Below are 13,027 nucleotides of genomic sequence, written 5' to 3'. Positions count from 1 at the left end.
TCTGCTCCTAAGTACGATAAATCGTAAAAATGGCCTGTTTTTGATCTTCTTCATCGAGAGCGAGGCCGAACATGAGATCATCGCGTTTGAGCGTGCGGTTCAAAAGGTCGACGATTTTATACAGGTCTTCTGAATGCTCGACGCTTACGGTAGATAGAATTTCGATTTTGTTTTCCATTTTTCAAATCCCTCCGAACGAAACAATAATTGTAATTCATACTCTTTGTGCCTAAAGCCATACTAGTTGTTACAACGGGATAACCGTTTAAATATAAAACCTTAATCCACACCATTTAAGAGCCGCTTTATGCGGCTTTTAGCCGTTTTTCCCGGCTATGTAGGCTTCAAGCTCAAGGAATGTAGGCTCCATGACTTTTGCAGGGGGGAGAGCCTTCATAAACACCGTGCCGTAGGAAGAGGTGCGGATGCGGCGGTCGAGAATCACGACCGTTCCGCTGTCTTTCTCCGAGCGGAGCAGCCTGCCGATCCCCTGCCTGAATGCCAGGACAGCTTCCGGCAGAGATACCGCTTGAAACGGGCTTTCTCCCCTTCTCTTCGCCCGGTCGCACTTGGCTGATTCAACAGGGTGGTCAGGCGGCCTGAACGGCAGCCTTGCGATGACAAGCGTCGTCAGCTCGTCACCCGGAAAGTCAACGCCCTCCCAAAAATGGTTCGTTCCGAGGAGAACCGCATGGGGATACGATCTAAACAATTTCATGACCTTGACGGGGCTTCCGCCGGAAATCCCCTGCGCAAGGAGCTGACAAGGAAAGTCTTCCTCATGTTTTATTGCATGGTAGACGTCTCGCAGCATATCATGTGACGTAAACAGGACGAGCACTTTGGCGTTTTTCTGCTTTGCAAGCGCCTTGACATAACGTGAGACATCCTGAATATAGTCTTCAGGATCGTTTTGAATCGGGCTCACATCCGTCGGAATCATGATGTTCATATGCTTATCATAAGAAAAAGGCGCCTCGATTTGCAAGGTCCTCGGATAGAAATCGCTTAAACCGAGCTTTTTGATCATATAGTCAAATGAATTCTCGACGACAAGCGTTCCCGATGTGAGCACAACGCTTTTTTTCTCGGTGAAAAACCGGTCGGCCAGAATTTCTCTTGTATCAAGCGGCTGAGCGTAAATGGCCGCGGCGTTTTTTGCGCCCTTCGCGTCAATTTCAATCCAGACGACCTCATCTTCGACAGGGTCAAACATCAAGCGGGCCAGCGTCTTTCGATATTCTTCAAGGTCGTTCATGCATGAATCGTATTCGTCTAACAAAAACGCCTGGCGGCTGGTGAAAGAAGCCTGTTTTTCAGCGAGGCTTTTCTTTTGATCCGTAAACAGCCGGTGCATGTCATACAGCAAGGAACACAGTCTTCTCGCGCCTTCTTCAAGCCTGTTCCACGCCCTGCTTTCATCGGTTTCGCCGATCTTATATAAGAGACGGTTTAGATCGTTTCTTGGTTTCCTCCGCTTGACAAAAGAATGAACAGCCGTAAAGAACAGATCGCTTTCTTCAAGAAGCTGAGCGAGCCATTCGTCTATTTGGAAAAAAGATTCTGATGAAATGCCTGCGGACCGGTAGAGGCGTTCGGCTTTTTTTAAAATCCCCCTTTGCTTGAGGGTGCCGAGCCGCATCAACCTTTTATGGAGAAAGACATAGTCTGCTCTTGCTCCATACTGCTCACCCGCCGCGCGTTCAAAGTGATGGGCTTCATCTATAACAAACGTATCGGCATCACCGGTATGAATTCGCTGATTCGCTTCGTCAGTCAACAGAAGCGCATGATTGGTAATGATCATATCAGCCTTCTGCGCCCGCGCTTTGGCTCTCTCATAAAAACACAATTTCCTTATGCTGCTGTTTTCTGCATATGAATGCGAATCATATGCCAGTCTGTCCCAGAGAAGCTTTCCGCCTGACGGAAGATTAATTTCTGATAAATCGCCCGTTTCTGTATCTGTCAGCCAGACGAGAATTTGCGCTTTAGCAAGGACGCTATCATAATTGTCATCATCTTCCTGTAAAATATGCTTGAACTTGCGAATCGATAAATAATGGGAGCGACCCTTTAAAACCGCGGCTTTGACCGGAAAAGGAAAAATCTTTTCCAAAAGCGGGATATCGCGGTTGATCATCTGCTGCTGAAGCAATGTCGTATATGTACTGATCACGACCGGCTTGCCTGTTTGCTTGGCATGGATTGCAGCCGGCACGAGATATCCGAGCGTTTTTCCGATTCCAGTGGCGGCTTCGATCAGAGCATGCTCATGATTTTGAAAAGCGGTCCAGACCTCCCGCATCATTTCCGTCTGTCCTTCTCTCTTGTCAAACCGGTCGTCCAATGAAGAAAGCCCGCCGTCTTTTTCCCAAATAAGCGGCTCTGTCTGCGAGATCCGGCTCTTATGACCGGCCTCTTCATCCTCGTCTTCAGGGGTCCTGATCACAAAGGAACCGACCTTCATAAAGCCTGCCTCAAGCTCAGCATCGGCGCTTTTTTCAGCGATCAAGCCATCAAAAAGCTCCTGCGCGTCGCTGATCAAATGCCAGGATAGACGTCTGATCGATTTCAAAACAGGAATCGGCAGCCTTTTCAGTCTGTCCATCATATGTAAAAAGATCAAAGCGGTCACTTCTGCATCGCTGTCAGCCCTGTGCGGGTTTTCATGGCGAATCTGAAGCTCTTCGCTCAGTTCAGTCAATTTATAGCCGTCAAAACCCGGAAAAACGATTCTCGAAAGCTCCACCGTATCGAGAACGCTGCATTCAAGCTCGCCAAAACCGGCCTGCTGCAGCTCATGCTTTACAAAAGCAAGATCAAAATGAATGTTATGAGCGATAAAACAGCTGTCTTGAAGCAGCTCAAAAATATCTTCGGCAATCGCCGAAAATGGTTCTTCATTTTCAACCATTTCATTTGAAATTCCCGTAAGCTGCTCGATAAAAGCGGGAATCGGCTGATTAGGATTCACATATTTGGAGAAACGTTCGGTCATTTGTCCATTTTCAATCACAACCGCTGCAATTTGAATGATTCTGTCGCCTTTTTTCGGCGAATTACCTGTCGTTTCCACATCAATGACCACATATCGTTGATTGTTCATTCAATGGACACCTCAATTTCGATACCTTCGACAAAAGTGTAACACGTTTTAGAAAGGTGCGGGGGGAAAAGCTTCACCTTTTACGCTTTCTAAACGATATGAAAGCCCCCTAAAGGCAAGGGGGCTACAGAATGGTACGGGCTGGCTCCTGACCCAGCATTTCCTCGATTTCGTTTCTCTCGTTCAAAACGGCAACCTTCGGCTTATGGGTCTTGGCTTCCTCTTCAGACATCATGGCATAAGAAACGATGATGACGACATCTCCCACCTGGACAAGGCGGGCGGCAGCTCCGTTTAAACAAACGACGCCGCTCCCCCTTTCACCGGGTATAATGTACGTTTCCAGCCGGGCCCCGTTATTATTATTTACAATTTGCACTTTTTCATTTGCCATCATTCCGACGGCATCCAGCAAATCTTCATCAATTGTCACGCTGCCGACGTAATTCAAATTGGCCTCCGTCACTCTCGCTCTGTGAAGTTTTGCGCTCATTAACGTACGGTACATCACAAATCCTCCTTTTGATCTGCCGGGATATCGACGATGATATTATCAATTAAGCGGGCTTTGGAAAACTGAACGGCAACCGCTATGATGACTTTTCCAGTCAAAGGCTCCCTGATCTCCAGATCGGGATATGAATAAATATCCGCATAATCAATGACACCGCTCGTTTTTTCAAGAATGCTCCGAACCTCTCGCTTAACAGCTGCCGCGTCCCTCTCTCCATCGCGGATCAGCTCGGCGCCGCGCTGAAGGGCTTGATAGAGAGCGGGTGCTTCCTGCCGTTCTTCAGCTCGCAGATTGACATTTCTTGAGCTTTTGGCAAGCCCGTCTTCTTCCCGTTTTGTTTCAACCGGGATCAGCTCAATATCCATGAAAAAGTCGTTGATCAGCCCGTCGACAACGGCAACCTGCTGCGCATCTTTCATGCCAAAATAAACCCTTGTCGGAAAGGTGAGATTGAACAGCTTTGTGAGCACTGTTGCGACACCGTCGAAATGACCTTCCCTTGAACGGCCGCAAAGGACGTCTGTCCGCTTTTTCACGCTTGCGGTAACCGTCGGCTCCTGGCCGTACATTTCTTCAGGCTCAGGAGTGAACAAAATGTCCACTCCGCCGTCGGCCGCAAGCTGCCGGTCCCTTTCGATATCTCTCGGGTACGCTTCATAGTCTTCACCCGGACCGAACTGCATAGGATTGACAAAAATGCTCATCACGACAATATCGTTGTCTTTTCGCGCTTTTTCCACAAGCGACATATGGCCTTCATGAAGGAAGCCCATTGTCGGCACAAAACCGATCGTTTTGCCTTCTTTGCGGTAATTTTTCGTTACATTTTGTATATCTTTTGCTGAATGGATCTGAATCATGCTTATTTCCCTCCGTATAATCCTTCAAGAACTTGCTGATCGATACGGAATGAATGAGCATCTTCAGGAAACACGCGGCTTCTGACATCCTCAACATATCCTCGAAGCGCTTTTTCAAGCGGCTGATCGATTTGCACATACTGTTTTACAAATTTAGGCGTCCGGCTCACTCCGTGTCCGACAACATCATGGTATACGAGAACTTGTCCGTCCGTACCCGGGCCTGCTCCAATGCCGATGACAGGAATCGTGAGCTCCTTTGAAATCTGTTCAGCGAGCGCTGCCGGGACGCATTCGAGAACGAGCGCAATCGCGCCTGCTTCTTCACAGCGCTTGCTGTCTTCAATCAGCTTGCGGGCGCTTTCTTCATCTTTCCCCTGAACTTTATAGCCTCCCAAGACACCGACGGATTGAGGAGTCAAGCCTAAGTGGCTGACAACTGGTATTCCGCCGCGTGTTAAAGCCGTGATCGTCTCAAACACCCCGTCGCCGCCTTCAAGCTTCAAAGCATCGGCTCCGCTTTCCTGAACGATCGCCTTAGCATAATTCAGAGCGCTTTCCAAAGAGCAGTGATAAGACATAAACGGCATATCCGTCACAACAAACGTATCTTTTGCCCCGCGTTTGACGGCTTTTGTATGGTGGATCATATCAGCGACCGTCACAGATACTGTCGAATCAAGGCCGAGCACAACCATGCCGAGCGAATCGCCGACAAGAATCATATCGACGCCGGCCTGTTCGGCAAGCTTTGCCGCCGGATAATCGTAGGCCGTCAGCATGACGATCGGCTCTCCCTCTTGTTTCATTTTTAGAAAATCAATCTTTGTCTTCATGTTTTCTCCTCCTCTTTTTCAGAGGAGATGAGCTGCCGTGCTTGCATGTGCATCTTTTCGGACAGCAAAAAAACCTTCCGGCAAGGAGAAGGATTTCGAATCGTCCGTGTTCGGCAAGAATCATCCCTCTGTCCCAGTCCTTTTTGGATCAAGGCAGACTGTTTTTTTATCAGTTGCATGTTTACCAGGTGCAGTTCCTACAGGATACTGCCCATCCGAAGTATACCAAAAACGCATGGATCCTTCCAACTATGACGGATTTATATCGATATCAGCGGAGTATATTTTTTTGATGCCGTCACTCGTTTCCAAGATTAAGACGCCTTCTTCGTCAATTCCAAGCGCTTTGCCGTGAAACGTTCCGTTCAGCGTCCTGGCCGTCAATTCGCGGTTCAGGCTCAAAGCGTAGCTCTCCCATAAAAGCTTGATCGGTTCGAAACCGTAGGCGAGATAGTCTTCATACCTTTTTTCAAATATCGCCATTATCGTTTGAATCAAAGCCGCTCTGTCGATTTTTTCGCCGCTTGCGAGACGAAGGCTTGTCGCTGTTTCTTTTAATTCTTCCGGAAAGTCGTCAGCTATCTGATTGACGTTGATCCCCGGTCCGACGATGACAGAATGGACCTGATCGGCTTCCGCCTGCAGTTCGGTTAAGATCCCGACGACTTTTTTGCCGTTGATCAAAATATCGTTCGGCCATTTGATTTCGGCTGCGATGCCGGTTTGCTCTTCGATTGCCTGAACGATCGCGACTGCGGCTAAAAGCGTCAGTTGCGGCGTTTTTTGCACGGGCATTTCAGGTCTTAAAATGATGCTCATCCAAATGCCGTTTCCTTCCGGGGAATGCCATGCTCTCGCCATTCTTCCCCTTCCTTCAGTCTGCTTGTCGGCAACGATGATCGTTCCTTCCGGCGCACCGTTGTTTGCTAGCTCATGGGCGATTTTTTGAGTTGATGAGACAACATCCTGAAAATGGATGGTCTGTCCCATTTTTTTCGTTTTTAACCCGAGCCTGATTTCATCTTCGGTGATTTTGTCAGGTTTTTTTATCATTTTATAGCCGAGCTTTCGGACCGCTTCAAGTTCATATCCCGATTTTCTCAGATCTTCGATATGCTTCCACACAGCGGTCCTTGAGCATCCGAGCTCTTCGCTGATTTTCTGTCCTGAAATGAATTCGCCGTCGGCTTCTGTAAACAATTGAATGAGTTTCTTTCTTAAATTTGACTGCATGAATCCAGCCACTCCTCTATGGCTTTTTTTTGATTGGCGAGCTCCCCGTTTAACACGGCCCGCTCAATCCGTTTCAAATCATCGGACACCCATTTCCCGGCCGGCTTCTTTCTGAAGTTCAGCAAATCGCTTCCAGACACCGCCAGATCTTTCAGGCTTTTAATCGGAAGCGCATGGTACGACTGTTTGATTTCAGCCAGCCGCTTTTCATCGATTGCCTGCTTGTCCCTTAAGCTGCGGATGGCGGAAGCGGACAGCAGCGTCTCTTCCCCCGCCTCATACATTGAGACGGCGTCCCATTTTTGATCGATTCGCTCAGCCGTCAGGAGCGCCTGTTTTATGACTTTCCCCGGAAGCTTCCACCCTTTTAAAAACCGGTGCGCTTCAGCTGGATCGATCGATATCATGTGAATGAAAGCCGCCCATATATCCGCTCTTTTTTGAAGTTGATAAAAAGGAAAAGCTCGGGCAGCCAGAACGCGCTCCTTTTTGCCGTCCAGCCCCGGAAGCTCCTTGTAAAGCCCTGTTTCAGCCGCCGCTTCCAAAGCCCTGTCCGCTGCTTTTCCTTTTAAAAGTTTTTCGAATTCAACCGTTTTCCGCTCTGTAGAAATATGAGCCAAGAGCAGACGGTTTTCGCAAATCGCCTTTTTTGTATTTGGAGAAAGCTCAAACTCGAGCTGACTCATAAAACGGAGCGCCCGCAGCATGCGAAGCGCATCTTCGTGAAAACGCTCTGCCGGGTCGCCGACCGTTTGAATCAATTTTTCCTGTATGTCGCGGAGTCCGCCGAAATAGTCGATCAGTCTCCCCTGTTCATCCATCGCCATGGCATTAATCGTCAAGTCCCGCCTCTTCAGGTCTTCTTTCAGCGATTTGATAAACTGAACGCCCCTCGGCCTTCTGTAATCCTCGTACTCAAGCTCTGCCCGAAAGGTCGTCACCTCATAAGATTCTCCCTCAAAGAGGACGATGATGGTTCCGTGTTCCTTTCCGACATCAACGGTTTTCGGAAAAATGGCTTCAATTTCTTCCGGGGATGCATCTGTAGCGATGTCAATATCACCGACAAACCGGTTCATTTGGGCATCCCTGACGGCTCCGCCTACAAAGTAGGCCTGCCGGCCGTGTTTTTTCAGCTCACGAAGGAGAGGAAGAGCCTTCAAAAAGAGATCCTCCATTGTCACACTCCCCGTCTGTTAATTGTTGATAAATTTCTTCATATTGCGCGATGATTTTGCTGGAAGAAAAGCGCGCCTTGATGCTTTCCAGCGCCGCTTCCGCAAACTGGCGCTGCAGGCTTTCATCAGTCAGCAAATGGAGCGCCTTACGAGCTGCATCTTCAATATCTCCTACATCGACCAAGTAACCGGATTTACCGTTTTTGATCACCTCGGGAATCCCTCCGATATTGGTGCCGATGCACGGAACGCCGCAGGCCATCGCCTCCAGCAGCACTAAACCGAAGCTTTCCTTCTCGGACAAGAGCAGCTTTAAATCGCTGATGGCGTAAAGCTCTTCTACGCTGTCCTGTTTGCCCAGGAAAAGAACGTCGTCTTTTAATCCGAGCTGTCTGACAAGCTGGCAGATCACGGTCATTTCCGGCCCGTCGCCGACGAGAATCAGCTTCGATTTCATTCGTTTGACAATGCGGCTGAAGACATGGATGACGTCCTGTACACGCTTCACCTGTCTGAAATTGGATACGTGGATGATCACTTTTTCATCAGGGGCAATGCCGTACTGCTCTTTCAGCGAATGATGCTCCTGCTTTTTTAAATACACGCGCTCATCCACAAAATTATAGATCGTTTCGATTTTTTTGTTCGGTTTGATCAAATCATACGTTTGCGCGGCAAGAGCTGAAGAAACCGCGGTTACGCGGTCAGACGACTCGATCGCAAACTTGATCAGGTCTTTTAAAGACGGATCATAGCCGAGCACGGTTATATCTGTGCCGTGCAGCGTTGTGACCGTTTTAATGTTTCCGTTCAGCATTTGCTTTGCTAAAAAAGCGGAAATCGCGTGAGGCACCGCGTAGTGGGCATGCAGAACATCAAGCTGTTCCCGCTTCGCCACCTCCGCCATTTTGCTGGCCAAAGCCAAATCATACGGCGGGTACTTAAACACGGCATATTGATTGACTTCGACTTCGTGAAAATAGATGTTGGAATACACTTTATTGAGCCTGTACGGAACACTTGATGTAATAAAATGAATTTCATGTCCTTTTTCCGCAAGGAGCTTGCCGAGCTCGGTAGCGATAATTCCTGATCCTCCGACACTCGGATAACATGTGATTCCGATTTTTAACTGTTTCATCATCCGCCCCCAAATAAATCGTTGTTTAACAGAAGAGTTCGCTTTGAAAAAAACCCTTCCGCGTATGCGACGCCGACCTCTTTTCCCAAAAGCTTTTCCCTTGCTTCGACCGTTTCAATATATCCGTTCGTCAGCGGTGTTTCAACCGACTGCCGGGAACGGGTGAACTGGCTCTGATAAGCAGCAAGGCTATCCTTTTTTTGATTGATCGTTTCGGAAATGTCGATGACAAATTCAGGTTTATGAAAACCGTTGATCATATAGTAGTACACGTTTTGGACTTTATGGGCCGGCTGTTTTTCTGCATCTTCATATTTATGTATTCCAGCGGAAAAGACCGCTTCTTCGACGATTTCCGCTGCGTGCCCGTGATCGGGATGCCGGTCCTTCGGATAAGGAACAAAAACAAGCTTCGGCTTATGTTTCCGAATGACGGCAACCGCTTCCCTGATCGCCGCCTGGCTGGGAAACAGCCCCCTGTCCGGCAGCGTGAGGGAAATCCGCGAACTGGCGCCGAGAATGTCGGCCGCCAGCGCCGCTTCGCTTTTTCTCGTTTCAACTGTTCCGTTTGAAGACAGTTCAGCCTGGGTTAAATCGCAAATTCCAATTTGAAAGCCTTTTTTAGTATATTTGGCAATGGTTCCTCCCATGCCGATTTCTACATCATCGCTGTGCGCGCCGAAAGCCAGTATATCAAGCATCTCGATCCCCGCCGTGGACAATGTTTCTGAATTCAAATGCGCCTTCCTCGACAGAGCGGATCAAGACTTCCGCCGTTCCCATGTTGGTGGCGAGCGGAATGGCGTAAACGTCAGACAAGCGGATAAGAGCTGACACATCAGGTTCGTGCGGCTGGGCCGTCAGCGGGTCTCGCAGAAAAATCACAAGATCGATGTCGTTTTTCGCGATCAAAGCGCCGATCTGCTGGTCTCCGCCAAGCGGCCCCGATTGAAAGCGCACGACAGGCAGCCCTGTCGCTTCGGTGATTTTTAAACCGGTCGTTCCTGTCGCAAACAGCTCGTGCTTTTTTAAAATGTCTTTATAAGCGGTCGTCAGCTGAATCATGTCCTGTTTTTTTCGGTCATGGGCAATTAAGGCGATTTTCAAAGCGATTTCCCCCTTTTTGTTACTCTATGATATTTTCAAGGCCGTAGACAAGCTGATCGATTTTCATCACTTGTTCAACAGCCAGTTTCACACCAGACATAAAAGATGCGCGGTTGTATGAATCGTGACGGATTTTCAGGGTTTGGCCGTCTCCGCCGAACATTACTTCCTGATGGGCGATCAATCCCGGCAGACGAACGCTGTGGAGACGGATTCCGTTTTGATCGGCGCCTCTTGCTCCCGGCAGAATTTCTTTTTCATCCGGATGTCCCTGCGTTTTCGCTTCGCGAACAGCCGAAATCATTTCCGCCGTTTTCAAGGCCGTTCCGCTTGGTGCGTCAAGCTTTTGATCATGGTGCTGTTCAATGATTTCGACATCAGTAAAATAGTTGGCAGCCATTTGCGAAAACTTCATCATCAGCACGGCTCCGAGCGCGAAGTTTGGCGCGATGATGGCTCCGATCCCCTTCTCGTCGGTCAGTTCCATAAGCTCGTTCAAGTCGCTCTCAGAAAATCCTGTCGTTCCCACAACAGGACGGACGCCGTGCTCGAGCGCGATTTTTGTATGGAGCTTGCCGATTTCCGGCGTTGTCAAATCAATTAGAACTTCCGGAGCCGTTTCTGAAAAGCATTCGGTAATGTCGGTGTAAATGACGGCATCTGAACTTGACATCATCACGTCTGACAGCTTTTCACGGTTATATGTACGGTCGATTGCACCGACCAGCTCAAAATGTGCGGTATCTTCAACAAGTTTGACCGCTTCGCTTCCCATTCTTCCGCGCGGTCCTGCTATGGCGATTTTAATGGTCTCCTTTTGCATCTTCATTCTCCTCTACTTTCCTTCTTCTTTTCTTGTCCAGCGGTCTTTGTCACGGGTGTTGAACTTCTCCATGACCATATCATGCGCTTCATCCAATGATATATGAAGCGAATTCGCAAGACAAACTAAAACGAACAATACGTCGCCGATTTCTTCATCGATCTTTTTTTCCGATTCGGTTTTTTTCTTCGGTTTTTCGCCGTAATGATGGTTGATTTCCCTCGCCAGTTCGCCAAGCTCTTCCGTCAGCCTGGCCATCATGGCAAGCGGACTGAAATAGCCTTCTTTAAACTGGCCGATATATTCGTCAACCTCACACTGTATATCTTTCATCGTTTTTTCTTTCGTCATGCTGACAAAACCTCCTGTCATCTCTTACATGTTAGCGAATTCAAACAAGTTTGACAAATGTTTAAGACTGGTTTGCTGTTTTAAAACGGATACACTATAATATTAACGCCAGCTTATGGAAGGAAAGGAGTTTTTTTATGTTCGGAGACATCAGAATGAAGAACGTCCTGTTTATTTTAGCAGGCGCCGCAGTTTTTTCCTTTGGACTCGTTCATTTTAATATGCAGAACAACTTGTCGGAAGGCGGTTTTACCGGCATTACCCTGCTGCTTTATTTCCTGTTTAACATCGATCCTTCCATATCCAATCTGGTGCTGAACATCCCGGTCTTCTTCATCGGTTGGAAACTCCTCGGCAGAACGGTCTTCTCATATACCATTCTCGGCACAGTCAGTCTGTCGGTGTTTTTATGGATTTTTCAGCGCTTCCAGATTCATATGCCGCTACAGAACGATCTTGCGCTCGCGGCTCTTTTTGCAGGCGTGTTTATCGGTACCGGATTGGGCATTATTTTCAGATACGGCGGAACGACGGGCGGCGTCGATATTATTGTGCGGCTGATCAACAAATATTTTCAAGTGCCGATGGGCAAAGCCATGTTTGTGTTTGACGCCTGCGTTATTACATTATCCCTTATTTTTTACCTCTCTTATAAGGAAGCGATGTACACGCTTGTTGCCGTATTTGTCGCCTCAAAAGTCATCGATTTTATGCAGGAAGGCGGTTATGCCGCAAAAGGCGCCACCATCATCTCTGAAAAGAACGATAAGATCCAGCGCAAAATCATTGAAGAAATGGAAAGAGGCGTCACGGTTTTAAAAGGTCAGGGGTCATATACGAAAACAGACCGGGACGTTCTCTACTGCGTCGTTCCGAAAAATGAAGTTTTCCAGCTGAAAAATGTGATTACCTCGGTCGACCCGCACGCTTTTGTAGCCGTAAGCGACGTCCACGACGTTCTGGGAGAAGGGTTTACGCTTGATGAGAACAAAAATCCCATCACCCGCTGATTGAAGGTCAGCAAAAAAAGAAGCTCGCGATCAGCGGAGCTTCTTATTTCGGCCAATCTTTTTCTCTTTTTCTGCGCCTGTCCTCTTCGGCTTTATACTTTCTGAACCCGACATATGTCAGCGTCGAGAGGATAATGCTTCCCGTCGTCAGGATGACCCATAACAGTGAAGGGTCTGCATCATCTTCTTCTACTTGATCAAACACATCTTCCAAATCTTTTTCCAAAAGCGTCAGCCTTTCCAGCTTGCTGCTCTCCGTCATTTGCTGAAAGCCCCCGTTCTCCACGACTGCAATATGGTTGGAGACGCTTTTTAACTGCTTTGGCGAAACATCAATCGTTAAGCTTGGATAAATCGTATCATACAAGGATAAAAAATGATTCCACTTTTCCCTGAATGTCAGGTTGTCTTCTTTCTGAATCCCGGCCTTCAAAGCGCTGAAAGCATCCATGATCGGCTTTTTCAAACTGCTCCACAGCGGATCATGGTCAGATTCTATGGCGTCCATCAGCATTCTAAACTGGGCGGCGGCTTTAAATTTCTCCTGCTGTGCGACCTCTTCGCTTTCCAGCCTTTTCAGCGTATCATGGTAGGCCAGACTGACCTGGCGGATTTCCGAGCCTGTCATAATACCCTCTGTTTCGCCTTTCTCCGCTGCTTTCAGCCGTTTTTCAAAGTATTGAAGAATTTGTACCGCTTCCTCATATTGAGACTGCCTTGTTAGCTGGAATACCGTATCTGACAGTTCCGTCAATTCCTGCAAAGCCGATGATTCTTCCGCTTTTAAACCGGCCGCAGGAAAAACAAGCGCAAGCATCATGCAAAGGATCACCTTTCGTATCATTACGGTCCCTCCCACTCCTTC

The 13,027-nt window shown here is 48.1% G+C and carries 14 protein-coding genes; 1 reads left to right on the top strand and 13 read right to left on the bottom strand.

Annotated features, from left to right (window positions below):
- Nucleotides 1-7: 7 nt before the first annotated feature.
- From QMZ64_RS01560 to QMZ64_RS01505, 12 genes are all read right to left on the bottom strand, one after another.
- Nucleotides 8-178 (bottom strand): YpmA family protein, encoded by a 171-nt coding sequence (locus QMZ64_RS01560; protein WP_003182913.1) that lies wholly within the window; start codon nt 176-178, stop codon nt 8-10.
- A gap of 138 nt (nt 179-316) precedes the next feature.
- A complete protein-coding gene (gene dinG, locus QMZ64_RS01555) occupies nt 317-3,109 on the bottom strand; it encodes an ATP-dependent DNA helicase DinG (RefSeq protein WP_265626608.1) in 2,793 nt (930 codons plus the stop codon).
- 124 nt (nt 3,110-3,233) lie between these two features.
- Nucleotides 3,234-3,617, bottom strand: a complete 384-nt coding sequence (gene panD, locus QMZ64_RS01550; RefSeq protein ID WP_003182918.1) for an aspartate 1-decarboxylase — start codon at nt 3,615-3,617, stop codon at nt 3,234-3,236.
- Nucleotides 3,617-4,483, bottom strand: a complete 867-nt coding sequence (panC, locus tag QMZ64_RS01545) for a pantoate--beta-alanine ligase (protein WP_165427391.1) — start codon at nt 4,481-4,483, stop codon at nt 3,617-3,619. The genes panD and panC overlap by 1 nt, the downstream gene beginning before the upstream one ends.
- 2 nt (nt 4,484-4,485) lie before the next feature.
- Entirely contained in the window at nt 4,486-5,319 is an 834-nt protein-coding gene (gene panB / locus QMZ64_RS01540; protein ID WP_265626603.1) for a 3-methyl-2-oxobutanoate hydroxymethyltransferase, read from the bottom strand.
- A gap of 249 nt (nt 5,320-5,568) precedes the next feature.
- The gene (locus tag QMZ64_RS01535; RefSeq protein WP_301441094.1) at nt 5,569-6,552 is read right to left on the bottom strand and encodes a biotin--[acetyl-CoA-carboxylase] ligase; all 984 of its coding nucleotides are present in this window, start codon (nt 6,550-6,552) and stop codon (nt 5,569-5,571) included.
- Nucleotides 6,537-7,730: a CCA tRNA nucleotidyltransferase gene (locus QMZ64_RS01530; RefSeq protein ID WP_301441093.1), complete on the bottom strand. Its 1,194-nt coding sequence runs from the start codon at nt 7,728-7,730 to the stop codon at nt 6,537-6,539. Before QMZ64_RS01530 ends, QMZ64_RS01535 begins: the two co-directional genes overlap by 16 nt.
- Nucleotides 7,690-8,871, bottom strand: a complete 1,182-nt coding sequence (gene bshA / locus QMZ64_RS01525; protein WP_165427395.1) for an N-acetyl-alpha-D-glucosaminyl L-malate synthase BshA — start codon at nt 8,869-8,871, stop codon at nt 7,690-7,692. Before bshA ends, QMZ64_RS01530 begins: the two co-directional genes overlap by 41 nt.
- Nucleotides 8,871-9,572: a bacillithiol biosynthesis deacetylase BshB1 gene (gene bshB1 / locus QMZ64_RS01520; protein ID WP_243941201.1), complete on the bottom strand. Its 702-nt coding sequence runs from the start codon at nt 9,570-9,572 to the stop codon at nt 8,871-8,873. Before bshB1 ends, bshA begins: the two co-directional genes overlap by 1 nt.
- Nucleotides 9,565-9,978 (bottom strand): methylglyoxal synthase, encoded by a 414-nt coding sequence (gene mgsA, locus QMZ64_RS01515; protein ID WP_265626595.1) that lies wholly within the window; start codon nt 9,976-9,978, stop codon nt 9,565-9,567. The genes bshB1 and mgsA overlap by 8 nt, the downstream gene beginning before the upstream one ends.
- Nucleotides 9,979-9,997: 19 nt before the next feature.
- Nucleotides 9,998-10,801, bottom strand: a complete 804-nt coding sequence (gene dapB / locus QMZ64_RS01510) for a 4-hydroxy-tetrahydrodipicolinate reductase (RefSeq protein WP_265627792.1) — start codon at nt 10,799-10,801, stop codon at nt 9,998-10,000.
- 12 nt (nt 10,802-10,813) lie between these two features.
- Nucleotides 10,814-11,152, bottom strand: a complete 339-nt coding sequence (locus QMZ64_RS01505; RefSeq protein WP_265626593.1) for a nucleotide pyrophosphohydrolase — start codon at nt 11,150-11,152, stop codon at nt 10,814-10,816.
- Nucleotides 11,153-11,289: 137 nt separating this feature from the next.
- On the opposite strand from QMZ64_RS01505, the gene QMZ64_RS01500 reads away from it, so the two are divergent.
- On the top strand, nt 11,290-12,162 hold the full coding sequence (locus tag QMZ64_RS01500; RefSeq protein WP_301441092.1) for a YitT family protein: 873 nt from the start codon (nt 11,290-11,292) through the stop codon (nt 12,160-12,162).
- Nucleotides 12,163-12,205: 43 nt separating this feature from the next.
- Here QMZ64_RS01500 and ypjB read toward each other — a convergent pair whose 3' ends face one another.
- Entirely contained in the window at nt 12,206-13,006 is an 801-nt protein-coding gene (gene ypjB, locus QMZ64_RS01495; protein WP_243941056.1) for a sporulation protein YpjB, read from the bottom strand.
- Nucleotides 13,007-13,027 lie beyond the last annotated feature (21 nt).

The sequence above is a fragment of the Bacillus sp. LB7 genome, from assembly GCF_030449715.1.
Lineage (GTDB): Bacteria > Bacillota > Bacilli > Bacillales > Bacillaceae > Bacillus > Bacillus paralicheniformis.
Note: the sequence above shows the minus strand (reverse complement) of the source record. Positions and strands in the feature narration are given on the sequence as shown.